Below are 25,134 nucleotides of genomic sequence, written 5' to 3'. Positions count from 1 at the left end.
TTTCTGCAATGCTGCGTTGAAGTTCGCTTATGTGACTGGCCACACGGCGCTCACTACGCCTTGCCTTGCGAAAAAACGGCCGTCGTCGCGGCCATCGAATTTAGTGTGAACAGGCCCTAATGCAGGAGCGGCCGCGGACCGCTCTTGCAGGTGCCGCATATCGTCGACCCGGTCACAAAATCCCGATTCCCGCGCCAACTTTAGCCAACCTTAAGTCTGCCTTAATTTAGCCCCCGTAGACTCACTGCATCGAAATTCCCCACGAGGGTTTGCAGTGGAAGGCTTTCAATCCGTGACACCCACCGATGCCGTCATTTCCCAGCCGCCGGTCGTGACCAGCTGGCCCGGTTTTTCCCTGGCCGCTGCCCGCGATCCCGGTCGCATTGGCGTGGAGCAGTATATCTCCGCGGTTTTCGCCGCTACCTATGGGGCCAGGCTCTACAGTTTCCTGCCGCTGCTGCTGTCGCAGGGCGACGGCGACCGTATCAATGCTGCCCTGGGCCTGCGCCGTGCCGACAGCGGGCCGCTGTTCCTGGAGCAGTACCTCGACAAGCCGGTGGAGCAGCGCCTGGCGGAGGCCAGTGGCAGCCCGGTGACCCGCGCGGACATCGTCGAGATCGGCAACCTGGTATCCACATCCCGCGGCAGTAGCCGCCTGCTGTTCCTGATGCTGGCGGAGCTCTTTGCCGCAGCCGGCGTGACCTGGGCCATCTTCACCGCGACGCCGGAAGTCCACCGCCTGCTGCAGAAACTCACCGGTAACCAGGTGGTGCTGTGTCAGGCCGACGGCTCGCGCCTCGGCGATAAGATCGCCGACTGGGGCAGTTACTACGATACGCGCCCGGCGGTCACGGCGATTAACGTCACCGAAGAGCGCCGCGCACTACTCAATCGGCCGCTGATCCGCGAACTGCTGCTCGGTTGCACCGCGCAGGCGCAGGAGATGGCGGTAGCGCTGAAAGAGGTTCCCGCATGCAACTGATCGAACGGATCTACGAACTCGCGCGCATTGAGCCCGAGCGCGCGGCACTGATCGGCGAGCCCGGCGAATCTATTCCCGGATACAGCTACGGAACACTGGCGCGTGCGGTAGAGGAAACCGCAGACGCTTTGCGCCAGTGCGAAGTCACCGTTCTCGGGCTCTATGCCGACAACGGTCCCGCCTGGCTGTTGGTCGACCTTGCCTGCCAGGTTGCGGGCGTTACCCTTGTGCCGCTACCGGTATTCTTTTCCCAGCAACAGCTGGCCCACACGATAGAGACCAGCGGCATGAGCGCACTGCTGACCGACGACTGCGAACGCTTTACCGCGCTCGACCAGGTCGGCGAGGCGCAGGCGGAAATGGCCGGTCTGGCCCTGATCGATATCCCCGCGGCAGGCGCGGTGGCGCTGCCTGCCGACACCGCAAAAATCACCTTCACCTCCGGCTCCACCGGTACCCCGCGCGGCGTCTGCCTCTCCAACGAGACGCAGTTCGACACCGCCGCGGCACTGGCGCAGCGGCTGGAGCTACTGCAGTGCCAGCGGCATATGTGTCTGCTGCCCCTCGCCACGCTGCTGGAAAACGTCGCCGGTGCCTACACCAGCTGGCTGCTCGGCGGCACCGTGATGGCGCCGGGACTGGCTCGGCTGGGGCTGTCCGGCAGCTCCCAGCTGGATGTTGCGCAGTTGTGTCGCTGTATCGATGAATACCGTCCCGACAGCCTGATCCTGCTGCCGCAGATCCTGAAACTCCTGCTCGAGCAGATTCAGAATGGCCAGTGGCGGCCCGCCCGCTCGCTGCGTTTTGTCGCCGTCGGTGGCGGCAAGGTGGCACCGGACCTGCTGCGGCAGGCACGCAGTTGCGGCCTGCCGGTCTACGAGGGCTACGGTCTGTCGGAGTGCGGTTCGGTCGTTGCCCTGAACCTGCCGTGTGCCGATCGCCCCGGCGCTGCCGGACGGCCGCTACCGCATTGCGATATCAGCGTGCGCGATGGTGAAGTCATGGTGCGCGGTCCCCGCTACCTGGGCTACCTGAACGATCCGGCCAGTGCGCAGGACGAATGGCTGGCGACCGGTGACCTGGGTGAATTCGATAGCGATGGCTTTCTGCATATCACCGGACGCAAGAAGAACCTGCTGATCAGTTCATTCGGCCGCAATATTTCGCCGGAGTGGATCGAGAGTGAAATTTTACTGGAGCCGGGCGTTTTGCAGTGCGTCGTCCTCGGCGATGCCCGCCCGCATTGTTGTGCGCTGATCTTCGCGCGGCCGGGTACCGATCGCGAACAGGTCGAGGGCTGGCTGAAGCAGGTCAACGAAAAGCTGCCTGACTACGCCCGGGTACACAACTGGGCGCCCCTGCCGGCGCCGCTCACTTTTGCCGATGGCTTGCTCACTGCCAACGGCCGCCCGCGGCGCGACGCCATTGCCGCGCGCTACGACGAAACGATTGAAAGCCTTTACAGCGGAGTCTCTGCATGAATTTTTATGACCAGCTGCAACAGCAAACCGAAGATGCCCGCCACTCCCTGCTGAGTGCGCCTCTGATCCAGCGTGGCGCCCGCGGGGATATCCGCCTGGAGGAATATATCGGCTTCCTGACCCAGGCCTATTATCACGTCAAACACACGGTGCCGCTGATGATGGCCTGCGGCAGCCGCCTGACCGATAAACAGGAATGGCTGCGCGAGGCGCTCGCCGAATATATCGAGGAGGAAACCGGCCACCAGGAGTGGATTCTCAATGACATCGCGGCCTGCGGCGGCGATGTCGATGCGGTACGCAATGGCCAGCCGAATCTCTCCACCGAGCTGATGGTTGCCTACGCCTACGACACCATTGCCCGCGGCAATCCGCTGGGCTTCTTCGGCATGGTCAATGTACTCGAGGGCACCAGCATCGCGCTGGCCACCAACGCCGCGCGCGCGATCCAGAAATCCCTGGACCTGCCGAACAAGGCTTTCAGCTATCTGTTGTCCCACGGCGACCTGGATATCGGCCATATCGATTTCTTCAAGGGGCTGATGAACCGCATCGAAGACGAGGCCGACAAGCGGGCGATCGTGCACAGCGCGCGAGCCATCTTCCGCCTCTACGGCGATATCTTCCGCGAAGTCGAGAGCCGCGCAGCTGCAGCGGCGGAGGTAGCCTGATGAAACCGGCAAAAAACACCATGACGGTCCTGATCACCGGGGCCAGCGGCGGCATCGGCAGCGCCATCGCACAGCTTCTCGCCGCCGATGGCCACCGGCTGCTGTTGCAGGGCCGCAATGCCGAGCGCCTGCAGGCGCTGCGCGCGTCGCTCCCGCACAGCGATGATCACCTGGTCCTGGCCGCGGATCTGCTCGATGCCGATCAGCGCCGCCAGCTGGTAGAGCGCTGCGCGACCATTCCCGGTGGTGTGGATGTACTGATCAACAATGCCGGTGTCTCCCAGTTCGCCCTGCTTGCCGACATGAGTGACGAGACCCTGGCGCGTATGCTGCAGACCAACCTGCTGGTTCCGATGGCGCTGACCCGCGATCTGTTGCCGCTGTTGCAGCGGAGCGAACGGCCGGCGATCGTCAATATCGGTTCCGCCTTCGGCCATATCGGCCATCCGGGGTTTGCCGCCTACAGTGCGAGCAAGTCGGGGCTGCACGGCTTTACCGAGTCGCTGCGCCGCGAACTCGCCGATACCGGTGTGCGAGTGCATTACCTGGCGCCGCGGGCCGTGGATACTGAGTTCAATACCACCGCGGTTAACGAGCTGAATCGCAGTCTCGGCAATCAGTCGGATTCGCCACAGAGAGTAGCGGAGCAATGTCTGCGGCTGCTGCAGAGTCGCGCCAGTGGGCGCCGCTTTATCGGCTGGCCGGAGCGGTTGTTTATCAAAGTGAATGCGCTTTTCCCGGCGGTGGTCGATTCCGCGCTGGCCAAGAAACTGCCGGTAATCCGTCAGTTCGCGCTTCAGAATATTCAGGCGTCAAAATAGGAGAGGCACTGTGAAATCCCAAATAACGACATTGAAGAAAATCGCCGCGGCGGCACCGGTCGCGTTCGCCATGCTGTTCTCACCACTGCTGTGGGCGGATGCGGCAGGAGACGCGGTGACCGCGTTGCAGAAATCCTGGGCGCAGATCAAATACCGCTCGCCGGAAAAGCAGCAGGCTGACCAGTTTGCCGCACTGGCGGAAAAAGCGCGCGCAGCCACCGCCCAGTATCCAGACAGTGCTCCGGTGTGGGTGTGGAGCGGTATTGTCCGCGCCTCCTACGCCGGCGCCAAAGGCGGCCTCGGCGCCCTGTCCGCGGTAAAGGAGGCCAAAACGGACCTGGAACACGCCATCGCCATCGACGGTAGCGTCCTCGGCGGCGCCGCCTACACCAGCCTCGGTTCCCTCTACTACCAGGTACCCGGCTGGCCAATTGGCTTTGGCGATGATAAAAAAGCAGCAGAATATCTGCGCAAGGGGCTCGAATACGGTGCCGACGATGTCGATGCCAACTATTTTTACGCCGATTACCTCTTTCAGCAGAAAGACTATGCTCAGGCTCTTACCTACCTGCAACGGGCAGAAGCGGCACCTGCGGACCCGCAGCGACCGCTGGCCAGTGAAGGTCGGCTCGGTGAGATTAAGCGCCTCGAGATGAAAGTTCAGGAAAAAATGCGCTAGGAATACCGCTTGGATGAGAGTCCTGCTGATCGAAGATGACCGGTCGCTGGCCGACGGCATCGCTACTGCCCTGCGCCACGGGGGCTATGCCGTCGACCTGGCCGTTCAGGGCCGCGAGGGGGTCGCTCTGGCCCACGCGGCGCAGCCGGATGTCATCCTGCTGGATCTGGGGCTGCCGGATATAGACGGCATCGAAGTGTTGCGGCAGCTGCGCAGCGGGGGCCTGACATCGTCAGTGCTGATCCTGACGGCGAGAGACGACCTGACTTCCAAGGTTCGTGGCCTCGATGCCGGCGCCGACGATTACCTGACCAAGCCCTTCGAAGTGGATGAACTACTTGCGCGGCTGCGTGCACTGGAGCGTCGCGCGGGGCTCAGTGTCAGCGCCGAGCTCACCATCGGCGATGTCACCATCAATCTCGCCAGCCACGAGGTGACCCGCGCCGGCGAGCCGGTGAAATTGTCGCGGCGTGAATTCACCCTGTTGCGCGCACTCGCCGAGCGGCCCGGCCATATCCTCAGCCGGGAACAGCTGGAAGACAAACTCTACAGCTGGGGCGAAGAGGTTTCGAGCAATACCGTGGATGTGCATATCCACAATCTGCGCAAGAAAATCTATCCGGAATTTATTCAGACCATTCGCGGCGTCGGCTACAAACTGGGAGCAAAATGAAGTCGATTCGCGTCTTCCTGCTGGTCGCGCTGCTGTCGACCATCATCCTGGTGAACTTCGTTTCTGCCCTGCACGGCTACCGCGCCAGTATGGCGGAGGCGCAGCAGCTGTTCGATCGCCAGCTTGCCGCAACCGCGCAGCTGCTTACGGCAATGCCGCAGCCGGAGACCGCGGCGATCGTTGTCAGGCAGACCGAGGATCTGGCATTTCAGGTCTGGGCCGGCAAAGAGCGACTGTTGATGCGCTCATCCAATGCGCCACAGGAGTCGATCGCACCCTTCGAGGAAGGTTATCGCGAGATCAATTTTTCCGGATATCGCTGGCGGGTGTTTACCCATTTTGCTCCGGAGCGCCGCGGTTGGGTTCAGGTCGCCGAGCGCATCGACCTGCGCTACCGCCTGGCAGACAAGATGATCCTCGAATCGGTTTTGCCGATTCTACTGGGGATCCCCGTCGCCGGACTGCTGATCTGGCTGGTTGTGGGGCGCGGGCTCAGCAGCCTGCGCCAACTGGCAGGGGCGCTGCAGAAGAAGCGCGCTGAGGACCTCACTCCGCTGCCGCTGGAGGAACCCCCGGAAGAATTGCTGCCAGTGGTGAAATCCACCAACGCCTTGTTGGCGCGACTGCAGGCCTCTTTCGATCGCGAGCGGCGCTTTTCCGCCGACGCGGCCCACGAGTTGCGCACCCCGATCAGTGCAATCAGGGTACACGCACATAACCTCGAGCTGGAACTGCGCGACCTGCAGCATCAGCACCGTTCCATCGAGGAAGTGCCGGATTCGCTGGGGAAGCTCAAGGGCAGTGTCGAGCGCATGACCCACCTGGTGGAACAGATTCTCGATCTCTACCGCACCACACCGGATCACTATCCGGCCCGTTTCGAACCCCTGGACCTATATCAGTTGGCCCGCGAAGAGATCGCCGAGAGCTATGCCGCGTTTGCGGCGAAAAACCAGTCTGTCGAGCTGCGCGGCGGTGCAGCCCCGCTCTTAGGGGATCGCTTTGCACTGGCCATTCTGTTAAAAAACCTGCTTGGCAATGCCAATAAATACACCCCGGAGGCCGGACATATCGAAGTGTGGGCGAGGACGGAGGGGGAGCGCGTGACCCTGCGCGTGGAAGACTCGGGACCGGGCATTCCGGAGGCGGAATACCCGCGTATTTTCGAGCGCTTCTACCGGGTTGGTGGCGACCGCCACGATACTTCCGTCGAGGGCTGCGGCCTGGGCTTGTCTATCGTGCAACATATTGCCCAGTTACATCATGCACAGATCGAACTGGGGCAATCGGCATCGGGGCAGGGTTTGTCGGTGCGGATTGATTTTCCGCAGCAGGCGCCCCTGCCGAACGTCGCGGGAGAGGGCGATGACTAGCCACTGGCATAAAAAATGGTACAAAACTGTAATCGTCATTTTGCTGGGCTGGATGGCCGTCGCCGCTGGCCGCCCGGAGGTGACTCTTGAAATCCGCGATCACCTGTTTATGCCGTCGGAGTTGACGGTTCCGGCCAACACCAAAGTCAAGCTGATCGTCTACAACCGCGATCCGACCCCGGAAGAATTCGAAAGCTATGAACTCAATCGCGAAAAAGTCATTATGGGCGGGCAGCGAGCGATCATCTTTATCGGCCCCCTGGCGCCGGGGGAATATCCTTTTTTTGGCGAGTTCAATCCGAAAACCGCTCAGGGTAAAATCATTGCGCAATAGTACAGGTCACTGTCCATGCTTTTGACCAGCGTCATTATCGTCCTGCGTGAAGTGCTTGAAGCGGCGCTGTTACTCAGCATACTGCTGGCGACAAGCCGGTTCATGCAGTTGCGCACGCGCTGGTTTTACGCGTCGCTGGCGTTCGGTGTTGTGGGGGCGGTCGCCTACGGCAATAACCTCACCGCAATCTCCAATGCGTTTGATGGCACCGGCCAGGAGCTGCTCGACGCATTCTTACAGTTCGCAATTTACCTTTTGCTGCTGCTGATCGTGCCGCTGATGGTGATCAACCACCACCGCGGGGCATACAAGCGTAATTTGTTGCAGGGAGCCATGCTGGTTGCCGTGGCCTTTGCAGTACTGCGCGAAGGTTCGGAAGTTTATGTCTATCTCTCCGCCTTCCGTACCCAGCCCGATCTGTACAGCAGTGTCATGACCGGGGCGCTGCTCGGTGCCGGTATCGGTTTCAGTATCGGTGCGCTTTTTTACTATCTGCTGTTGGGCCTATCGCGACACTACACACTGTTGCTCGCCGGTATTTTGCTGACACTGGTGGGGGCGGGGATGTGCGCACAGGCGGCGCAAATGCTGATACAGGCGGACTGGCTGCCGGCGCAGGCGCCCCTGTGGGATACTTCCGCCCTGCTGCCGGAAGGGTCGCTGCCAGGGCAGCTGCTGTATGCTCTGGTAAGCTACGAAGCGACACCGACACCGATTGAAGTTATTGTTTACAGTGTCAGCATCTCGCTGATGGTTTTACTGCTCGGATTTACACACTATGTCTCTCGCTCGTACCGCCAGAATCTGCCCGAAGCACGCGCACACTGATGATGCGCGCAGCTGGCTGGTGCCGGCGTTGTGCAGCGCTGCCACTTTGTGGCTGTCCCCCGCGTGGGCTGACGGCATCGTGGTCGACCGTGTATACGATCCCTATGTACAGCCGTTGGAAAAGGAAATCGAATGGCGCAGTGTGGCGCTGAACGATGAGAATAGTGATGCGCTCGACGACCGCCAGCTCCATCGTCTCGGCGTCGGCCGCAGCTTTTCCGACCGCTGGTTTGGCGAGGTGTATCTGGTGGCGGGCAACCACGAGGACAAAAACCTCAGTGTGGAAGGCGCGGAGCTGGAAGCCAAGTGGCAAATCACCGAGCAGGGCGAGTATGCGGCCGACTGGGGCATGTTGTTCGAGCTTGAGCGTGAACGTGAAGACAAGCAATGGGAAGCCGCGGCGACACTGCTCAGTGCGCGGGAGTGGGGGCGCTGGACCGGCACCGCCAACTTTGCCGTTATCTACGAATGGCGTGATGACCTGGTAAACGAATGGGAGACACAGCTGCGGTTACAGGCGCGCTACCGTCTGTCGCCGGCGTTCGAACCCATGGTGGAACTCTACGCGGGGCAGAACACGCTCGGTATCGGCCCGGTAGCGCGCGGCGCCTTCAAGTTTGAGCGCGCGCGACAACTGCTGTGGGAAGTGGGCGTGATTCTGGGGGTTACCGACGAGAGCCCCGATCAGACGCTGCGCCTGTCGCTGGAGTACGAATTTTATTGAGTTGCTTTGCTGTTGCTGCTGGCGCGGTCCGAGACCGCGCCAGCAGCAGATGCAGTAGAGCGGGGATCAGCTGTCCACCCGGAAGATATGGCTGGCGAAAGGCTGCAGCTGTAGCGCGATCTCACCCTTCCCGTTTTTAACCCGCAATGTCGCCTTCTGTGCACCATCGAGCTGATCGTTCAGCTCATATTTGCCGTCGGATAGCTGCCACTGCTGCAGCAGCGCTTCTGGGAGCTGCAGTTTCAGGCTGTTCGCTTGATCGGCAAAATTTGCCACGATTACCAGGTTCTCATCGCCGGACCAGCGCGCAAACGCGAACTGCTTGTCACCGTAGTTGGGTGAGTGGGCGCGGTTGTAGCTGTGCAGGTCGGCATACTTGCCCCGCAGTGCCTTGCTGGTTGTTGAGAAATTCAGCAATGTGCGGTAAAAGCTGCGCAACTGCTTTTCGTCCGCACTGAGTTGCGCATCGTCATACTTGCCCCCGTCGATCCAGCGGCGCACGCTGGGCACCGACCAGTAATCGAAGATTGTGGTGCGGCTGGCCTTGCCGAAGCCCGCATCGCCCTCGGCCTTCTCACCCAGCTCCTGACCGAAGTAGACCAGCGTCGGAGAGGCTGCGATCGTTGCGGACACCAGCATTGCCGGTTTACCGGCGGCGCCGCTGCCGGCGAATTCCTTGCTGGCGATGCGCTGCTCGTCGTGGTTTTCCATAAAGTGCAGCAGGTACGGGGCGATATCCTGCAGGTCTTGTTGAACCGCGGCGATCTGATCGGTGCTGCCCTTGCCCTCCATGACGGCACGGATCGCGTCGTAAGTGCCGACTTTATCGTAGAGATAGTCCATTTTGCCGAGGCGGATATAGTCGCGGTAGCGCTCCGGGGTGTAGATCTCGGCGATCAGTACCGCATCGGGGTTTTGCATCTTGATCGACGAGTTCAGGTAGCTCCAGAACTCGACCGGTACCATGCCGGCCATATCGTAGCGGAATCCGTCGACGCCGAAGCCGAGCCAGTACCGGGTGATATCGCGGAATTTTTTCCAGGTGTCCGGTACGTCCTTGTCTGCCCAGAAGGCGGCGTGGGCGCGGTAGTCTTTATCGGCATAGTCCGCAGGCAGCTTGGGGAAGTCCTCGCTGCCGTCCGGGCGCACGCCAAAATTGAGTTTTATCGTCTCGTACCAGTCGTCGAACGCGGGTTGGGCCGCGCGGGCGCCATTGCCGGTCCACTTGGCCGGGCTCTCGTCAAACTTGCCATCGACGAGCGGATTGGACTCGCCACCCAGCGGCCGGTAACCGCCCTCGGCAGCGGGGACTTTGAAGTCTTCGCCGGGCACATAGTAGAAGTTGTTGTCGCGGGCATAGGTGACAGAGGTGTCGTCGTTGGCACCGAAGTCGTGCACATTCCCGGGCTTTGCCGCCGACTCGTAGGCGCGCGCCACATGGTTGGGGACGATATCCATAATCACCTTGAGGCCGGCGGCGTGGCTGCGCTCGATCAGCGCGCGGAATTCCTGCTGGCGCTTGGCCGGGTCGTCGGCCAGATCCGGGTCGACGCTGTAATAGTCCTTGATCGCATAGGGAGAGCCGGCGCGCCCCTTGACCACATCCGGGTCGTCATTGCTGATGCCGTATTTTGTATAGTCGCCCACCAGTGCATGGTGCAGTGCGCCGGTGTACCAGATATAGGTGGCGCCGAGGTCGTGGACCTGCGCCAGCGCTTCCGGCGTGAAATCGCTGAACTTGCCCACGCCGTTTTCTTCGATGGTACCCCAGGGTTTATTGGTGGGGTTGGTGTTGCCGAACAGGCGCGTCATGACCTGGTAGATCACCGGTTTTCCCGGGTTTTCATGGGCGCGCTGTTGTGTGGACTTCGCGGAGGTCTCTTCCGTTGCTGCTTGGGCCGGCGCTGAGACCTCGGGACCGCAGCCGGTGAGGCCGGTGGCGGCGAGCGCGATAGCGGCGCTGAACCAGTAGTACTTCTTCTTCATCGTCTGTCTCTCAAATCTTAAACTTGGTCACGGCTTTACGATCAAATTCAGCGGCGATTTGCCCCAGTTGAATTTAACCAGCAGCTTGCGATTGCGTTTGTCGTACCAGGCTCCAGTCTGTGCCTCGGCGAAATCGTCTTCGCGGGAGAATACTTTCAGTGCTTGGCCGTCGGCGGCAATGGCGGAGGGAGCCTGTTGCCAGTTGTGTAGTTTCAGGGTGATAGCACGGCTCTCGGGCGCGCCGGCGTAGCCATTACCATCTCGGGTAAACGCGAATTCGACACCCTCGGCACTGCGCGCCGCACTGAAATGCAGTTTTTCATACTGGCCCTTGGCGAAGGCGTTGGCGGTCACCCCGTCATCTTCGTAGATATAGCTACTTGAGTTCACTGCCGTCGGGTGGGCGTAGTAATCGAGTGTCAGGTGTTTGCTCGAGTAGTCGCGGGTGGTGTCCATGTCGTCTGCAGTGGGAATAAAAGCGCCGGCGCGCACCAGTACCGGAATCGTGTCCAGGTCCACGTCCACCTGCGCTTCATTGCCGCTGTACTGGTCGTCGTTCCAGTAGTTGAACCAGACTCCGCCGGGTAGTTTTACCGCAACCTTGTCGACATCCGGCTGTGTCACCGGTGCTACGAGAAAGTCGTTGCCCCACAGGTAGGCATCCTTGTAGTCCATCAGCGCAGGGTCGCTTTCATTTTCGAAAAACAGCGGGCGCATCAGCGGCATGCCGGTCTGGCTGTTTTCGAACGCGAGGGTGTAGTTATAGGGCAGAAGGCGGTAGCGCAGCTTGATGAACTCGCGCGCGATGTTGCGGGTCTTGCGGTCGTGGAATACCGGCTCCGGTGCGATTTCTTCCTGTGCGTGCGGGCGGTAGACCGGCTGGAAGACGCCGTACTCGAGCCAGCGCAGGTAGAGCTCGCGATCGAACTCCTCGCCCCCGGCAAAGCCGCCCAGGTCGGAGTGGGTGTAGCCGAATCCGAGCAGCCCCATCTGCAGTGCCAGCTCCACCTGCGGCTGCAGGCCACCCCATTCGCGGCTGACATCACCGGTCCAGGGAATCATGCCGAAACGCTGTGAGCCGGGGAAGCCGGCGCGCATCATGATGAAAGGGCGGCGCTCTGGCTGTTCGGCGGTCTGACGGTCGTACAGCATCTGCGCCCAGCGGTGACCGTAGGCATTGTGAATTTCATCTGCCATGCCGATCGCGTGCACGGTATCGGAGGGATGTACTTCCGGTTCGCCCAAGTCTCCCCACCAGCCGGCCACGCCCTGTTTGCGCAGGCCGTCGTAAATATTCCAGAACCAGTCGCGGCCGTCTTTGGAGAAAACATCGACCAGACCGGTGTTGCCGAAATAGAAATCGAAACGCTTGGGATCGCCGGCCAGGTTCTTTGCCAGTGCATTGTTCGTGACGGCGTCGTCCCAGCGCTTGGAGGTGGTGAGAATGAACGGCTCGGTCACAAGAATCGTATTGATGCCGCGCTGCTTGAAGTCGGCCATCATTTTTTCCGGCTGCGGAAAGGCGTTGCGGTCCCAGGCCAGGTTGCCCATATGGCCCTGGATATCCGGGCCGAACCAGTAGAGGTCGAGTACCACCGCGTCGAGGGGGAAATCTTCCTCTGCAAATTTATCGATGGTTTCCCGCACTTCCTTTTCCGTGTGGTAGCCGAAGCGCGAGGCGAAGTTGCCCAGGGCCCAGCGAGGTGGCAGCGGCTGCTTGCCGGTGACGTCGACATAATTGTTGATCAGTTGCGGATAATCGTCGCCGGCGACAATGATGTAGGAAGTGCGCCCGGCGACCGCTTCGAACTGCATGACATTTGCTTCACTGGCACCCAGGTCCATGGCACCGCTGGCGCTGTTGTCGAACAGCAGAATGTACTTGTTGCTCGATAACACGGCCGGCAGGCTGAAATACATCTGGCTGGATTCGGTGGTGTAGCCGTAGTGCGCCTTGTTGTACAGCGGGAAGCGCTGGCCGCGGCGATCCATGCCCAGAACTCGCTCGCCGCCACCGAGCAGCTTTTCATCGGGGCTCAGGTCGAAGCGGAATCCCCGCAGTGTCTCTTTGGCGAAAAACCCCAGTTCCTCGCTGACCAGCGGCTTGCCATTGTGCAGGTAGTCGATGGAAAAGGGCGATTTGTGGATCACCGCAGAGAGGCCGTCGGTGCGGTAGATCAAGCGGCCTTTTTCCTCTTTCAGCGTGGCTGCGGGAACCTTTACCTCACTGTGTGGAGCGATGGCAAAGGAGGGCAGCTGCTTCAGCCCGTCGCGCTGGTAGTGGACTTCCATTGACGCACTGTTCAGCGGGGTCAGGGTGACACTGCCGTCACTGGTGGAGACCGTCAGTGAATGGTCACTGATCTGGTGGCCGCGATAAACCCGCGGTGCCTTATTATTGGCCGCAGCGCTCGCGCTGACGCAGGTGCTGCACAGTAGCAAAAGAACCGCACAGCTGCGCAGAAAAAACTTCGACATCTTCATCGCCTCTACTCTCAATGCGAAAGCCCTGATGCCGTTGGCCTCGTGGGAAACCATTGCCGAAGAGGCTGTTTCCCAAGCGGCCAACGGCAACAGGGCCGCCCCGGTCACCGCTATTTGAATGCCCGGTATAAACCTTTCCAGTTATTTCAGATCCACAACCAGCACATCCCGCGCCGGTACCACCAACTGATCCAGTTTGTGGTGTTTGCCGGAAATCACATCGGTGGCGTGGGTCTCGCCGTCGAGTGCTTCCGCGTAACGCGCCATATCCAGCTTGTACGGCTGGTCGGACTTGTTCATCGCCACCATGACCTTGTTGCGATCGTCGTAGCGGAAATAGACATAGGGGCCATCCAGCGGGGCGAAGTGCTTCAGTGCTCCGTTCTGTACCGCCGGGGTTTGGCGGCGCCAGTTGAACAGCGCGCGGACATAGTCCTGCGCGCGCTGCTGGTCCCGCGAGAGTCCTTTGCCGGTAAAGCCGTTGGCACTGTCACCGTGCCAGCCGCCGGGAAAGTCGCTGCGCACTATCCCGTCGTCGCGCTCCTTGGGGCTCTGCATCAGCAGCTCGTCGCCGTAGAAAAACTGCGGTATGCCGCGCATGGTGGCGAGGTAAGTCACCGCCATCTTGTACAGCCCGTAATCATCGTCGAGTGCACTGTACAGGCGGCTGGTGTCGTGGTTGCCACCCAGGATTACCATCCGCTGCGGGTGCGGGTAGAGGATATCGTTGACCAGTGCCTCGTACAGGTCGGTGAGGCCACTGTGCAGCGTGTCTTCTTCCGCCAGGCTTTCGCGCAGTGCGTAGAACAGCGGGAAATCCATCAGGCTCTGCAGATAGGATTGGTAGCCGTCCGGGTTCTTTTTATCGATCTGCCAGTGGGATACCACTACCGGGTTGCGGCTCCACTCCTCGCCGACAACGCTGAAGTTGGGGTACTCGCGATGAATGCGCGCCGACCAGCGGTGCAGGAATTCCGGATCCGAATAACCGTAGGTGTCGGCGCGAATGCCGGAAAGGTCGGCGGACTCCACCCACCAGAGGGAATTCTGGATCAGGTAGTTGGCCACATGTGGGTTGCGCTGGTTCATGTCGGGCATGGAGTCGACAAACCAGCCGCTGGAGAAGGCCTCGCGATCCACGTCGGCGGCGTATGGGTCCGCCAGGGTGGTGCGCATATGGCTGGTGATGGGGAATTCCCCTTTCTTGATACCGTCGCCATTCAGCCAGTCGCCGGAAGGCAGGTCGCCCAGCCACCAGTGGTGGCTACCGAGATGGTTCAACACGATATCCTGGATCACGCCGATGCCGTTTTTACGGGCGTCCTGCACGAATGCACGGTAATCGTCGTTGCTGCCGAAGCGCGGATCGATTTTGTACAGGTCGGTGGCGGCGTAGCCGTGATAGGAGTAGCTGGGCTGGTCGTTCTCGACCAGCGGCGTCGGCCAGATCTGGGTAAAGCCCAGGTCCGCCACATAGTCCAGATGTTGGCGCATGCCCGTCAGGTCGCCACCGTGGCGGCCGCCGGGGTGTTGGCGATCGGCGCCCTCAATGGTGTCTGCGGTACTGTCGTTGCCGGGATTGCCGTTGGCGAAGCGGTCCGGCGTCAGCAGATAGATGGCATCACTGGAATCGAAGCCGTGGCGCTGGGCGGAGCCGGGTTTGCGGGCCTGCAGCTGATAGTGGATAACCGCGCGCGTGTTGTCGCCGTCACGTAGGGCGATATCCAATGTGCCCGGCTCGGTTTCCGGCGTTACCTGCAGGTCGAGGAACAGGTAGTTGGGATTCTCCTCGCGTTCGGTACCCACCAGTTTCACTCCCGGGTAGTCGAGGCTCGCCTGCAATCCGGCGATGTCTTCACCGTGCACCATTAGTTGCAGGTCCGGCACGGCCATGCCGGTCCACCAGTTGGGTGGCTCTACTCTCTCTACGGCACCGGTTTCTGCCGCCACCGGTGCGGCGCAGCACAGTGCCAGGATCAGCGCGGAAAAGCGTTTCATAACGGGCTCCCTTTATTTATTCGCAATGCCCCAATCGTCATTGTGCACGGATAGGTGTCGCCCCGGCTCCCCCTTTGCCGAGGGGGAGCCCCGCCGGGCGGGATGGCGCCTAAATTCTCCACGACCCCCGGGGGGAGGATGTTCAGGCTTTTGGGTCGGTTTATACCTGTTGGTGGCTGCAGCGGAACAGAGCGCTCCGCTGTATGACAGCGATGAAAACAATAAGTAAGAGAGACCACCTACGATGAAGAAGATATCCATCGTGGCAGCGCTGCTGGTGTTCAGCCTCAGTGCCCACGCCGAGTGGTACCTGCGCGGTACCCACAACAACTGGCAGGCGGACCCGATGCAGGACATCGGCAGCAATACCGTGATTGCTGGTGCCGTCGTCTTCGCCGCGGACGGCGAAATCAAGTTCGACCGCTACGGGGACTGGAGTGAAAACTACGGTCTCAACGGCGCCCGGGATGGAGCCAATATTCCCGTCAGCGCCGGCACCTGGGATATAGAGTTCTACACCGACACCCACGATTACAAAATTACCGCGGCCGGCACCACCTACCACCTGCGTGGTACCCACAACAGCTGGGCCGAGGGCGACCTGATGGCCCCGGTCGCCGGCACCAGCCAGTACGAGGCCTGCCGCAATTTCACCAGCGGCGACGCCAACGGCGGCCCGCGCTTCAAGGTGGACCCGGACGGGGGCTGGGGCACCGATGCCTTCCCGGCTGCAGACCAGGCCGCCAGTGGCTGGACCCACATCGTCGTCGACGGCGGCACCAATACGCTGGTCAGCGTGACCACCGACTTGGGCACCGACTGCGGCACACCGCAGGTGAGCCAGGATTTCCGCAACCGCACCATCTACTTTGCCTTCGTGGACCGTTTCAACAACGGTGACACCAGCAACGACAACGGCAACAACGCTGCGGCCACTTCGACCACCAAGCAGAGCGGCGATATTTCCGAGTGGAAGAAGTACTGGGGCGGCGATATCCAGGGCCTGATCGACAAACTGGACTACCTGCAGGCGCTCGGCGTCACCGCCATCTGGGTCACGCCACTGGTGAACAATATCGACAATTCTGGTAGCGAGGGCGCCTACCACGGCTACTGGGGGCGGGATTTCTACGAAGTGGATGAGCACCTGGGCGACTGGGCGCTGGTGGACCAGCTGGATGCAGCCATGGAGGCGCGCGGCATGAAGCTGGTGCTGGATATTGCCCTGAATCACTCCAACCAGGACGATCAGTACGAGTTCGGCGCCCTGTATAAGGAGGGCGTATTCGTCACCGACAATGCCAGCGACAACGGCACCTGGTATCACCACAACGGCGCCATCGCCGACTGCTACGACAGCGATCCATCCACCAGCTGTCCAGCTGAATGGGACGACCCCTGGGCCTACCGCAACAAGACGCTGTTCAACCTGACCGACTTCAATCACGGCACCAGCGGCAGCAACAGCGCCGCCGACCAGTACCTGATCGACGCGGCCAGCAAGTGGATGAGTCACGGTGTCGACGCCTTCCGTATCGATGCGATCAAGCATATCGAGCCGGGCTTTATCGACCGTTTCAGTGCCGCCATGCGCGCGCAGAACCCGGATGTGTATATCTTCGGCGAGTGGTATGGCGCCGGTGCCGGTGACAGCAACTCCATGACCTTCCTCAACGAGAACCACGGCTCCGAGCTGCTGGACTTCCAGTTGCGCAACCAGATCGAGGCGGCCATTGCCGGCGATATCACCATGACCGCGCTGGACAGCCATATCCAGTCGCGCCCGGGCGCCATGGGCGGCCGCGAGTCCTGGCAGCCGATCTTTCTCGACAACCACGATGCCACGCGCACCAGCGTCTACCTGCAGACCACGGGTCCGGTGGACAACGGCCGCACCGGCAAGGGCTTCAGCAAGGCGCTGGCGGACGCGCGCCAGAACCTGGGCATGGCGCTGGTGATGACCCTGCCGGGCATCCCGACCATCTACTACGGCACCGAGCAGAACTCCACCTGGTTCACCGCCAACGGCGATGGCCAAGTGGGGCACGACCCGTACAATCGCGAGGCGATGCCTTCGTTCGCACAGACCTCGGCCGCCTTCCAGGAGATCAGCGCCCTGGCCGAACTGCGCGCCCAGAGCCCGGCACTTGCCAGCGGCAGCTATAACCAGCGCTGGGTCAACGGCGACATCCTGGTGTTCGAGCGCCAGTCCGGCAGCGATGTGGTGCTGGTGGCGGTCAACCGCGGCGGCAGCACCTCGATCACTGTCAGTAGCCTGGCACTGGCCGATGGCAGCTACGCCAGCCTGGTGGGCTCTGACGTCGTCAGTGTCAGCGGTGGCTCTGCGGTGCTGAACCTGGATGCCAATGAAGTGATCGTGTTGCACTGAGTATGCGTCCCGGCGCGGCGGCTATCCGCTGCGTCGATACGCCGTTATAATGCGCGCTTTCGCGCTCGTATGTGAGTGCTTGCAAACCCTGGCGGTTCGGTGAGCTGTGCCGGGGTTCGTTTTTATGTGCGCGTATCCTGTTCCTCCGCCCCCACAGGGGAGGAGGGCCCCTGTCGAGGCTCTTGCGACAATCGCCGCATAACCATAACCAGCAAACAGCGGTGATCCCATGTCCGAACCAGTTTCCAGCGCGACAGCGCGGTCTCCCAAGCAGCCCAAATTGCCCTTCTGGCAGGTCTGGAACGTCAGCCTCGGCTTCCTGGGGGTGCAGTTCGGCTTTGCCCTGCAGAATGCCAATGCCAGCCGGATCCTCTCCGACCTGGGTGCGGACCTGCATTCCCTGTCGCTGTTCTGGATCGTGGCCCCGCTGATGGGCCTGATCGTGCAGCCGATCGTCGGCTCCGCGTCGGACCGCACCTGGAACCGCTTCGGCCGCCGCAATCCCTATATCCTTTTCGGCGCGATTGCCGCTGCCCTGGGCATGGCCTTTATGCCCAACGCCGGCATCGTGGTGGCCATCGTGGCTCCCATCCTGTTTGGCGGTGTCATGCTGGCGCTGATGGATGCGGCCTTCAATGTGACCATGCAGCCCTTCCGCGCGCTGGTTTCCGACATGGTGCCCTCCGAACAGCGCACCCTGGGTTACTCCATTCAGTCGCTGCTGATCAATATCGGCGCCGTGTGCGGCTCGATGCTGCCGTTTATCCTTACCAATGTGATCGGTCTGGAAAACACCTCAAAAGCCGGGGAGGTGGCGCCGTCGGTGATCTGGGCCTTCTACCTGGGCGCGACCGTGCTGCTGGGCTCGGTGCTGTGGACCGTGTTCCGCACCAAGGAGTATGCACCGGCCGAGTACAACGCCTACAAGGGCCTTGATAGCGAGCAGCTGGCGCGCGAGCAGGCCGAACGCAAGTCACTGGGCGAGCGCCTGGGCGGTTTCTTCAAGTTGCTGTTCAATATGCCCAAGACCATGCGCCAGCTGGCGGTGGTGCAGTTCTTCTCCTGGTTCGCGCTGTTCATCATGTGGGTGTACACCACACCGGCGATCACCCAGTACGTCTGGGGTGTGGATGCCAAGTGGTTCGATCCGGATTACCTGCACTCTGTCGGCGAAATCCCGGCGCATATCGCCGCGGCCAAGGGCGCTGCCGGTGACTGGGTTGGCATCATCTTCGCCGGTTACTCGCTGTTTGCGGCGCTGTTTTCCATCGTGCTGGCCAAGGTCGCCGGCACGATCGGCCGCAAGCCCACCTACGCCCTGTCCCTGGCGCTGGGTGGCCTGGGACTGGTCAGCTTCCTGCTGTTCCAGGGCGGCGAGCAGACGCAGGTCAACCTGCTGATTACCGAGGTTACCGTGCCCAGCGGCGCGCTCGGCCTGCTGTTGCCGATGGTCGGCGTGGGTATCGCCTGGGCGGCCATTCTGGCGATGCCTTATGCGATCCTTTCCGATTCGCTGCCGGCCAACAAAACCGGTGTCTACATGGGTATTTTCAATTTCACCATCGCCGCCCCGCAGATCATTTCGGCGCTGGTGGCGGGGCCGATTCTGGCCGGAATTTTCCACAACGAGGCCATCAACATCATCGTGCTGGCCGGTGTGTTTATGTTTCTCGGTGCGCTCTCCGTCATCTTTGTCAGGGAGCCGCAGGTGGCACCGGACAGTGTGGGGACAGAGGCAGTCACTGCCTGAATCGAAAAAGCCCCTCTGTGAGGGGCTTTTTTTATGGTTGCCGGTACGGTTGCGGTGGCTTGCCGATGGGGCGCCAGTCGTCGCTCCGGTCCTTATTCGCCAGTCGCGGCGGCGGGCAGGGTACTGCCGCTGGCGCTGACATTCTCCTGGGAAGGGTAGGGCCAGTTGGCCTTGCTGAAGGCGCCGCCGTCGACCCAAAGGGTCTGGCCGCTGATAAACGAGGACTCGCTTTCCGCGAGAAACAGTACTGCGTTGGCGATATCCTCGGCATAGCCGACACGTCCGAGTGGTGTGATCGCCGACCATACCGCAGCGTAATCCGGCGCTTCCTGCTCCGTGCGCTCTACCAGTACGCCGCCAGGCGCCACGCAGTTAACACGAATGCCGTATTCGCCCAGCTCGATGGCCGAAGTCTTGGTCAACATTTCGATGCCGCCCTTGCTGGCCGCATAATCCACCAGGCAGGGGAAGGCAAGCTTGTTGCAGCCGGAGCCGATGTTGACGATGGCGCCGGGAATACTGGCCTCCACCATCAGGCGCGCGGCGCGCTGGATATTGAGAAAGGCGCCCTTGAGGTTGGTGCGGATGACCCTGTCCCAGTCCTCTTCTGCCAGTTCCAGCAGCGGCGCCCAGGTCTGCACACCGGCATTGTTCACCAGCAGGCTCGGTGCCCGCTGGAAGTGGTTCATGACCCCCTGGTAGAACTGGTCCACCGAACCGCTTTCGCCGACATCGCAGGGGGCCAGGAAAATTTGCTGGCCGAGGGCGGCCACTTCCGATCGCAGCGATTGTGCGGCGCTGTCGTTGATATCCAGGTTGTTGACGGCGAGATCCCATCCGGCACGCGCCAGGCGCAATGCAATGCCGCGGCCGATACCTGTTGTTCCCCCGGTAACCACCGCCAGTTTGCTGTTTTCCATACTTACTTCTCTGCGAGTGCGGCAGTTGCCGACCGATCATTCTTTGTTTTGCAGTTTACGCTAACACGTTATGTAAACGTTTACAATTCGCGGTGGGCGACTCCCCGGCCGATGGGGGGAGGGAGGAATTTACACGGTGAAAACGTTAACATCGGCGCTTCCATCCGCAATTGCAGGACAGACTCAGGTGTCGATTAAAGAAGTGGCCAGGATTGCCGGCGTCTCCACCGCCACCGTATCGCGCTATCTCAACAGCCCCGAACACGTGCGTGAAAAGACCCGCAAGAAGGTGCAGGAGGCGATCCGTTCTACCGGCTATGCGCCGAATACGCTGGCGCGCAATTTCCGCCGCGGCAAGACCAGTCTGGTCGTGGTGGTGCTGCCGTCTGTAGGCGATCCGTTCTTCGAGGGCGTGATGCGCGGCATCTGGCGCGTGGCGGATGCCGAGGGCTACAGCATCCTGATCCGCGAGACTCAGTTCAATACCCACGAATTCGACGATTACAGCGAGATTGTTTTCTCCAAGCAGGCGGACGGCATCATCCTGCTGGCGAGTACTTCGCCCTTCACGTCCGGCCCGGCGGAGCGGGCTGGGCACGGCGACCGCCTGCCGCCGATCGTGATCGGCTGTGAAACCGTGGCACCGCAGCTGAGCCAGTTTCCCAGTGTCCGGGTCGACAACGCGGCCGCCGCCGCCGAGGCCACTGCGCACCTGGTGCAGCTGGGGCATCGGCGTATCGGATTTATTGCCGGCCTGCAGGCTTCGCTGTTGACGCGCGACCGCGAGCAGGGCTATCGCCAGGCCATGGCGGAGGCCGGCCTGCCTGTCGCCGACGAATGGATTGTCGAGGGCCGCCAGACGCTCGATGGCGCGCGCGCCGCCGCGCGCCAATTGCTGGCGCTGAGTCCCCGTCCCACGGCAATTTTCTGTGCCAACGACGAGATGGCGATGGGCGCCATGCACGAGATCCGCCGGGCGGGCTTGCGCATTCCACAGGATATCTCCGTGATCGGTTTCGACGATATCCGCTACGCCGAAATTCTCGATCCGCCGCTGACCACTGTGGCGCAGCCCACCGAAGAGATCGGCGAGCACACCATGCGCCGGCTGTGCCGGGCCATCGATGGCGGCGATATCGGCGCTGAGCCGGAAATCGTGCCTCACCGCCTGGTGGTGCGGGAGTCCACGGCCGCACCCCCCGCCGACGAAAGCTGACGGGGTGCTCGCCCGGATAAATGCCCGCTTGACTGAATGTAAACGATTACATTAATGTGGTGTAAAACCGCTCGGCGACAGGTCGTACGGCGGTTACGATAAGCAAAACAATAAATGGCCCAGCGGGCCTTACAGCGAGTGAGGGAATAATAAAGTGAATCCCACCCTAGACAGCGCAGTGCTGGATGCTGCGTCGGGGGCACGCGCCTCCGAAACGAATCACACCCTGGTCATCGCAATCAGTGTCGTGGCGACCATCGGCGGCTTCCTGTTTGGCTTCGACAGTGGCGTGATCAACGGCACCGTGGATGGCCTGCAGGCAGCTTTCCACTCGGATACCGCGGGTACCGGTTTCAACGTGGCCTCGATGCTGCTCGGCTGTGCTTTCGGTGCCTTCTTTGCGGGTACGCTGGCCGACCGTTTTGGGCGCAAAGCGCTGCTGGTGGTATCGGCGGTCCTCTTCATTGTCTCCGCTTGGGGCTCCGGTGTTGCCAGCGGCTCGCTGGAATTTGTGATCTATCGTATTCTCGGCGGCCTCGCCGTGGGTGCCGCCAGTGTCATGACGCCGGCCTATATCAGCGAAGTGGCGCCGGCGGCCTACCGCGGGCGCCTGGCCACCGTACAGCAGGTGGCGATCATCAGCGGCCTCTTCTGCGCCTTTGTCAGCAACTACGTCATTGCCCAGTTTGCCGGCGCCTCCACCTCTGAGTTCTGGCTCGGTCATGCGGCCTGGCGCTGGATGTTCTGGATGGAGCTGGTGCCAGCAGCGGTATTCCTGGTCGGCCTGATCTTCATTCCCGAGAGCCCGCGCTTCCTCGTCGCCAGCGGTGACGGCGAGTCGGCACAACGGGTGCTCGGCCGCCTGTTCGGCGAAAACGCCGGCAGTGAAAAGGTGCGCGAGATCCGCGCTTCCCTGGCGGACGATCACAAGCCGCGCCTGGCGGACCTGCTCGACCCGGCCACTGGCAAGCTGCGTCGCATCGTCTGGGTCGGCATCGGCCTGGCGGTCTTCCAGCAGCTGGTGGGCATCAACGTGGTCTTTTATTACGGCGCGGTGCTGTGGCAATCGGTGGGCTTCACCGAGAGCGACGCGCTGCTGATCAATGTGGTGTCCGGTGCGGTCAGCATCGGCGCGGTGATCGCGGCGCTGCTGCTGGTCGACAGAATCGGGCGCAAGCCACTGCTGTGGTTCGGTTCTATCGGCATGGCCATCACGCTCGCCATCATGGCCGGTGCTTTTTCTCGCGCTACCGTTGACGCCTCCGGCGCAGTGAGTCTGCCGGACGGTATCGGCACCATCGCGCTGCTCGCGGCGAACGCCTACGTGGTTTTCTTTAACGCCTCCTGGGGCCCGGTAATGTGGGTCATGCTGGGTGAGATGTTCCCCAACCAGGTGCGCGGTTCCGGCCTCGCCGTCAGCGGCCTGGCTCAGTGGCTGGCGAACTTCGGTATCACTCTGTCCTTCCCGGTACTGCTGGCCAGCATCCAGCTGTCAGGCAGTTATGCCCTCTACGCACTGGCGGCGGCCGTTTCGATTTTCTTCGTGGGCAAATACGTGCACGAGACCCGCGGCCGCGAGCTGGAACAGATGGAAGGCTGAGGAAGCTGCAGATGCAACAGTACGGAACCGATCTGCATTGCGTCTGGCCGGCCGCGGCGACCCTTGGTGAAGGGCCGCTGTGGGTGGAGCGTGAGCGGGCGCTCTACTGGGTGGATATCAAGAAGATGCAGCTGCACCGCTACGGTCTTGCGGGCGGCGAACAGCGTAGCTGGCAGTTCGAAAGCCCGCTCAGTGCGCTGGCGCCGCGCGCCAGCGGTGGCTTTATCGGCACGTTTCGCGAGGGCTTTGCCACCATCGACCTGCGCGGAGACGAGGCGTTCGTGCAGCCGCTGGGTGGCCCCGAAGCGGATGTACCCGGCAACCGGTTCAACGACGGCAAGGTAGACGCCCGGGGCAATTTCTGGGCCGGCAGTATGGATGATGGCGAGGAGCGTTCCAGCGGAGTGCTTTACCGCCTCGCTGCCGACCTGCAGTGGCAGCCAGTGGACGACGGTTACGTGATCACCAACGGTCCGGCTTTCAGTCCCGACGGCTGCACCCTGTACCACAACGACACGCTGCAGCGCACCGTTTACGCCTTCGACCTGGACGAGCAGGGGCGCCCGCGCAACAAGCGTGTGTTTGTGCAGCTGCCAGAGACTACCGGCTATCCGGACGGCCTGACCGTCGATAGCGAGGGTTGTATCTGGCTGTGTCACTGGAGCGGTTGGGGAATCACCCGCTTATCTCCCGATGGTGAAGCGATTGGCCGCATCGAGTTACCGGTGGCCAATGTTACCAGCTGCACCTTTGCCGGCTCGGAACTGGACACGCTGTTTATCACCACCGCGCGCAAGGGTCTGGACGACGAGGAGCTGGAGGCGCAGCCGCTCGCCGGCGGCCTGTTCCGCTGCAGCCCGGGCGTGCGGGGCATACAACAGCCGCTGTTTCGCGGCTGAAGTGTTGGAAAAAGAAGGTCGCGCGCGGCCTTTTTTCGGACATTTGATGTAAACGTTTACTTTAAATCTGCTATGGGATGGATGTAAGTCATGACGCCAAGTGAACTCAACCGGATACTGCCTGTGGACGGCCTGGCCGGCACTTTGCTCGGCCGCGCCTGGGTGCCGGGGAACCAGAATGAATCCGGCGTGGCCGGCCCCAGCCCGGTGTGGCTGTGTGAAGACGGCGTCTTTGATCTGAGTCCACTGGCGCCGACGCTGTCGGAATTGATCGAAGCAGGTTTTGCGGCGGACAGTGCAGATCTCGACCGCACGCGTCGCATCGGCAGTGTCGACGAAATCCTGAAAAACACACTGGGCGAAACCCGCGATCCGAAACTGCCGCACTTCCTCGCGCCAGTGGATCTGCAGGCGGTTAAAGCCTGCGGGGTGACTTTTGTGTGCAGCATGCTGGAGCGTGTTATCGAAGAGCGCGCCGGCGGTGATCCGACCAGGGCGCAGGAAATTCGCGCTCAGCTGATGGAAAAGATCGGCGGTGATATCACCTCTGTAGTGCCGGGTTCCGATGAAGCGGAAGCTCTGAAAGCAGCGCTGCAGGAAGCGGGTATCTGGTCCCAGTATCTCGAAGTTGGCATTGGCCCGCTGGCGGAAGTGTTTACCAAGGCGCAGTGCCTGTCTGCGGTCGGCCCCGGAGACCAGGTGGGCGTGCATCCGATCTCGTCTTGGAACAATCCCGAGCCGGAAGTGGTTCTGATCGTCGACAGCCGCGGCAATACCGTCGGTGCCACTCTCGGCAACGACGTGAACCTGCGCGACATCGAGGGCCGCAGTGCGCTGCTGCTGGGCAAGGCCAAGGACAACAACGCCTCCTGTGCTATCGGCCCATTCGTGCGCCTGTTCGACAAATCCTTTTCCATCGACGACGTGCGCGCCGCCGAAGTGACCCTGGAAATCGAAGGGCAGGACGGCTTCAGGCTGCGCGAGGTCAGCCCGATGACCGAGATCAGCCGCGATCCGCTGGATCTCGTCGAACAGACCATCGGTGCCAACCACCAGTACCCGGATGGCATTGCCCTGTTCACCGGCACGCTGTTCGCGCCGACCCAGGATCGCGATGCTGCCGCCATGGGTTTTACCCACAAGACCGGTGACCGCGTGTGCATCAGCTCACCGAAGCTGGGCGCACTGATCAATACCGTCACCTTCAGCGACAAGGCGCCGCCGTGGACATTTGGTATTGCTGCGCTGATGCGCAATCTGGCGCAACGGGGCCTGCTGTAAATCCGGATTCAAGCTCGGCGTAAACCGCGGGCCTGCCACGCAAGG

Annotated in this window: 20 protein-coding genes; 16 read left to right on the top strand and 4 right to left on the bottom strand. The window is 61.6% G+C overall.

All coding sequences use genetic code 11. The features are described from left to right. The first annotated feature begins 274 nt into the window (after positions 1–274). The 10 genes from IG168_RS04185 to IG168_RS04140 are packed head-to-tail and all read left to right on the top strand — an operon-like array spanning position 275 to position 8,566. On the top strand, positions 275–982 hold the full coding sequence (locus tag IG168_RS04185; protein ID WP_193162018.1) for a thermostable hemolysin: 708 nt from the start codon (positions 275–277) through the stop codon (positions 980–982). Next, positions 973–2,463 carry an AMP-binding protein gene (locus tag IG168_RS04180; protein WP_193162016.1) on the top strand — a complete coding sequence of 497 codons (1,491 nt, stop codon included), beginning with the start codon at positions 973–975 and terminating at the stop codon, positions 2,461–2,463. The genes IG168_RS04185 and IG168_RS04180 overlap by 10 nt, the downstream gene beginning before the upstream one ends. Beyond that, positions 2,460–3,134 carry a TenA family transcriptional regulator gene (locus IG168_RS04175; RefSeq protein ID WP_193162014.1) on the top strand — a complete coding sequence of 225 codons (675 nt, stop codon included), beginning with the start codon at positions 2,460–2,462 and terminating at the stop codon, positions 3,132–3,134. Before IG168_RS04180 ends, IG168_RS04175 begins: the two co-directional genes overlap by 4 nt. Beyond that, positions 3,134–3,955, top strand: a complete 822-nt coding sequence (locus IG168_RS04170) for an SDR family oxidoreductase (RefSeq protein WP_226876512.1) — start codon at positions 3,134–3,136, stop codon at positions 3,953–3,955. Before IG168_RS04175 ends, IG168_RS04170 begins: the two co-directional genes overlap by 1 nt. Before the next feature lie 10 nt (positions 3,956–3,965). Further along, on the top strand, positions 3,966–4,634 hold the full coding sequence (locus IG168_RS04165) for a tetratricopeptide repeat protein (RefSeq protein ID WP_226876511.1): 669 nt from the start codon (positions 3,966–3,968) through the stop codon (positions 4,632–4,634). 13 nt (positions 4,635–4,647) lie between these two features. Then, a complete protein-coding gene (locus IG168_RS04160) occupies positions 4,648–5,307 on the top strand; it encodes a response regulator (protein ID WP_193162012.1) in 660 nt (219 codons plus the stop codon). Then, positions 5,304–6,680 (top strand): sensor histidine kinase, encoded by a 1,377-nt coding sequence (locus IG168_RS04155; RefSeq protein ID WP_193162010.1) that lies wholly within the window; start codon positions 5,304–5,306, stop codon positions 6,678–6,680. The genes IG168_RS04160 and IG168_RS04155 overlap by 4 nt, the downstream gene beginning before the upstream one ends. Beyond that, the gene (locus IG168_RS04150) at positions 6,673–7,014 is read left to right on the top strand and encodes a cupredoxin domain-containing protein (protein ID WP_193162008.1); all 342 of its coding nucleotides are present in this window, start codon (positions 6,673–6,675) and stop codon (positions 7,012–7,014) included. Before IG168_RS04155 ends, IG168_RS04150 begins: the two co-directional genes overlap by 8 nt. Positions 7,015–7,029: 15 nt before the next feature. Further along, positions 7,030–7,842 carry an FTR1 family protein gene (locus IG168_RS04145; RefSeq protein WP_193162006.1) on the top strand — a complete coding sequence of 271 codons (813 nt, stop codon included), beginning with the start codon at positions 7,030–7,032 and terminating at the stop codon, positions 7,840–7,842. Continuing rightward, the gene (locus IG168_RS04140) at positions 7,793–8,566 is read left to right on the top strand and encodes a hypothetical protein (protein WP_226876510.1); all 774 of its coding nucleotides are present in this window, start codon (positions 7,793–7,795) and stop codon (positions 8,564–8,566) included. Before IG168_RS04145 ends, IG168_RS04140 begins: the two co-directional genes overlap by 50 nt. A 66-nt stretch (positions 8,567–8,632) precedes the next feature. Here the strand turns inward: IG168_RS04140 and IG168_RS04135 are convergent, their stop codons facing one another. The 3 genes from IG168_RS04135 to IG168_RS04125 all read right to left on the bottom strand — a co-directional run bounded on the left by IG168_RS04135 (position 8,633) and on the right by IG168_RS04125 (position 15,034). Further along, positions 8,633–10,552, bottom strand: a complete 1,920-nt coding sequence (locus tag IG168_RS04135) for an alpha-amylase family protein (RefSeq protein WP_193162004.1) — start codon at positions 10,550–10,552, stop codon at positions 8,633–8,635. A 27-nt stretch (positions 10,553–10,579) separates the two neighbouring features. After that, positions 10,580–13,030 (bottom strand): glycoside hydrolase family 31 protein, encoded by a 2,451-nt coding sequence (locus tag IG168_RS04130; protein ID WP_193162002.1) that lies wholly within the window; start codon positions 13,028–13,030, stop codon positions 10,580–10,582. A gap of 147 nt (positions 13,031–13,177) precedes the next feature. Then, positions 13,178–15,034: a glycoside hydrolase family 13 protein gene (locus IG168_RS04125; RefSeq protein WP_193162001.1), complete on the bottom strand. Its 1,857-nt coding sequence runs from the start codon at positions 15,032–15,034 to the stop codon at positions 13,178–13,180. A 244-nt stretch (positions 15,035–15,278) separates the two neighbouring features. On the opposite strand from IG168_RS04125, the gene IG168_RS04120 reads away from it, so the two are divergent. After that, the gene (locus tag IG168_RS04120) at positions 15,279–17,423 is read left to right on the top strand and encodes an alpha-amylase family glycosyl hydrolase (RefSeq protein ID WP_193161999.1); all 2,145 of its coding nucleotides are present in this window, start codon (positions 15,279–15,281) and stop codon (positions 17,421–17,423) included. A gap of 229 nt (positions 17,424–17,652) precedes the next feature. Beyond that, a complete protein-coding gene (locus IG168_RS04115) occupies positions 17,653–19,173 on the top strand; it encodes an MFS transporter (RefSeq protein ID WP_193161997.1) in 1,521 nt (506 codons plus the stop codon). A 92-nt stretch (positions 19,174–19,265) separates the two neighbouring features. Here the strand turns inward: IG168_RS04115 and IG168_RS04110 are convergent, their stop codons facing one another. After that, the gene (locus IG168_RS04110) at positions 19,266–20,093 is read right to left on the bottom strand and encodes an SDR family NAD(P)-dependent oxidoreductase (RefSeq protein ID WP_193161995.1); all 828 of its coding nucleotides are present in this window, start codon (positions 20,091–20,093) and stop codon (positions 19,266–19,268) included. A gap of 187 nt (positions 20,094–20,280) precedes the next feature. Here IG168_RS04110 and IG168_RS04105 point away from each other — a divergent pair, with 187 nt between their 5' ends. From IG168_RS04105 to IG168_RS04090, 4 genes are all read left to right on the top strand, one after another. After that, a complete protein-coding gene (locus IG168_RS04105; RefSeq protein ID WP_193161993.1) occupies positions 20,281–21,309 on the top strand; it encodes a LacI family DNA-binding transcriptional regulator in 1,029 nt (342 codons plus the stop codon). 178 nt (positions 21,310–21,487) lie between these two features. Further along, positions 21,488–22,909, top strand: coding sequence for a sugar porter family MFS transporter (locus tag IG168_RS04100; RefSeq protein WP_404931987.1), 1,422 nt, complete (start codon positions 21,488–21,490; stop codon positions 22,907–22,909). Between the two features lie 11 nt (positions 22,910–22,920). Then, positions 22,921–23,808, top strand: coding sequence for an SMP-30/gluconolactonase/LRE family protein (locus IG168_RS04095; protein ID WP_193161989.1), 888 nt, complete (start codon positions 22,921–22,923; stop codon positions 23,806–23,808). 90 nt (positions 23,809–23,898) lie between these two features. Beyond that, positions 23,899–25,089, top strand: coding sequence for a fumarylacetoacetate hydrolase family protein (locus IG168_RS04090; RefSeq protein WP_193161987.1), 1,191 nt, complete (start codon positions 23,899–23,901; stop codon positions 25,087–25,089). Positions 25,090–25,134: the final 45 nt, after the last annotated feature.

Origin of the sequence: Microbulbifer hainanensis (genome assembly GCF_014904735.1) — a bacterium.
GTDB lineage: Bacteria > Pseudomonadota > Gammaproteobacteria > Pseudomonadales > Cellvibrionaceae > Microbulbifer > Microbulbifer hainanensis.
Note: the sequence above shows the minus strand (reverse complement) of the source record. Positions and strands in the feature narration are given on the sequence as shown.

Bases quoted from the DNA above. Each gene is read 5' to 3' on its own strand.
- IG168_RS04180 (WP_193162016.1), top strand. From the start codon at position 973: ATGCAACTGATCGAACGGATCTACGAACTCGCGCGCATTGAGCCCGAG.
- IG168_RS04145 (WP_193162006.1), top strand. From the start codon at position 7,030: ATGCTTTTGACCAGCGTCATTATCGTCCTGCGTGAAGTGCTTGAAGCG.
- IG168_RS04155 (WP_193162010.1), top strand. From the start codon at position 5,304: ATGAAGTCGATTCGCGTCTTCCTGCTGGTCGCGCTGCTGTCGACCATC.
- IG168_RS04090 (WP_193161987.1), top strand. From the start codon at position 23,899: ATGACGCCAAGTGAACTCAACCGGATACTGCCTGTGGACGGCCTGGCC.
- IG168_RS04110 (WP_193161995.1), bottom strand. From the start codon at position 20,093: ATGGAAAACAGCAAACTGGCGGTGGTTACCGGGGGAACAACAGGTATC.
- IG168_RS04115 (WP_193161997.1), top strand. From the start codon at position 17,653: ATGTCCGAACCAGTTTCCAGCGCGACAGCGCGGTCTCCCAAGCAGCCC.
- IG168_RS04160 (WP_193162012.1), top strand. From the start codon at position 4,648: ATGAGAGTCCTGCTGATCGAAGATGACCGGTCGCTGGCCGACGGCATC.
- IG168_RS04140 (WP_226876510.1), top strand. From the start codon at position 7,793: ATGTCTCTCGCTCGTACCGCCAGAATCTGCCCGAAGCACGCGCACACT.
- IG168_RS04170 (WP_226876512.1), top strand. From the start codon at position 3,134: ATGAAACCGGCAAAAAACACCATGACGGTCCTGATCACCGGGGCCAGC.
- IG168_RS04135 (WP_193162004.1), bottom strand. From the start codon at position 10,552: ATGAAGAAGAAGTACTACTGGTTCAGCGCCGCTATCGCGCTCGCCGCC.
- IG168_RS04125 (WP_193162001.1), bottom strand. From the start codon at position 15,034: ATGAAACGCTTTTCCGCGCTGATCCTGGCACTGTGCTGCGCCGCACCG.
- IG168_RS04120 (WP_193161999.1), top strand. From the start codon at position 15,279: ATGAAGAAGATATCCATCGTGGCAGCGCTGCTGGTGTTCAGCCTCAGT.
- IG168_RS04175 (WP_193162014.1), top strand. From the start codon at position 2,460: ATGAATTTTTATGACCAGCTGCAACAGCAAACCGAAGATGCCCGCCAC.
- IG168_RS04150 (WP_193162008.1), top strand. From the start codon at position 6,673: ATGACTAGCCACTGGCATAAAAAATGGTACAAAACTGTAATCGTCATT.
- IG168_RS04130 (WP_193162002.1), bottom strand. From the start codon at position 13,030: ATGTCGAAGTTTTTTCTGCGCAGCTGTGCGGTTCTTTTGCTACTGTGC.
- IG168_RS04095 (WP_193161989.1), top strand. From the start codon at position 22,921: ATGCAACAGTACGGAACCGATCTGCATTGCGTCTGGCCGGCCGCGGCG.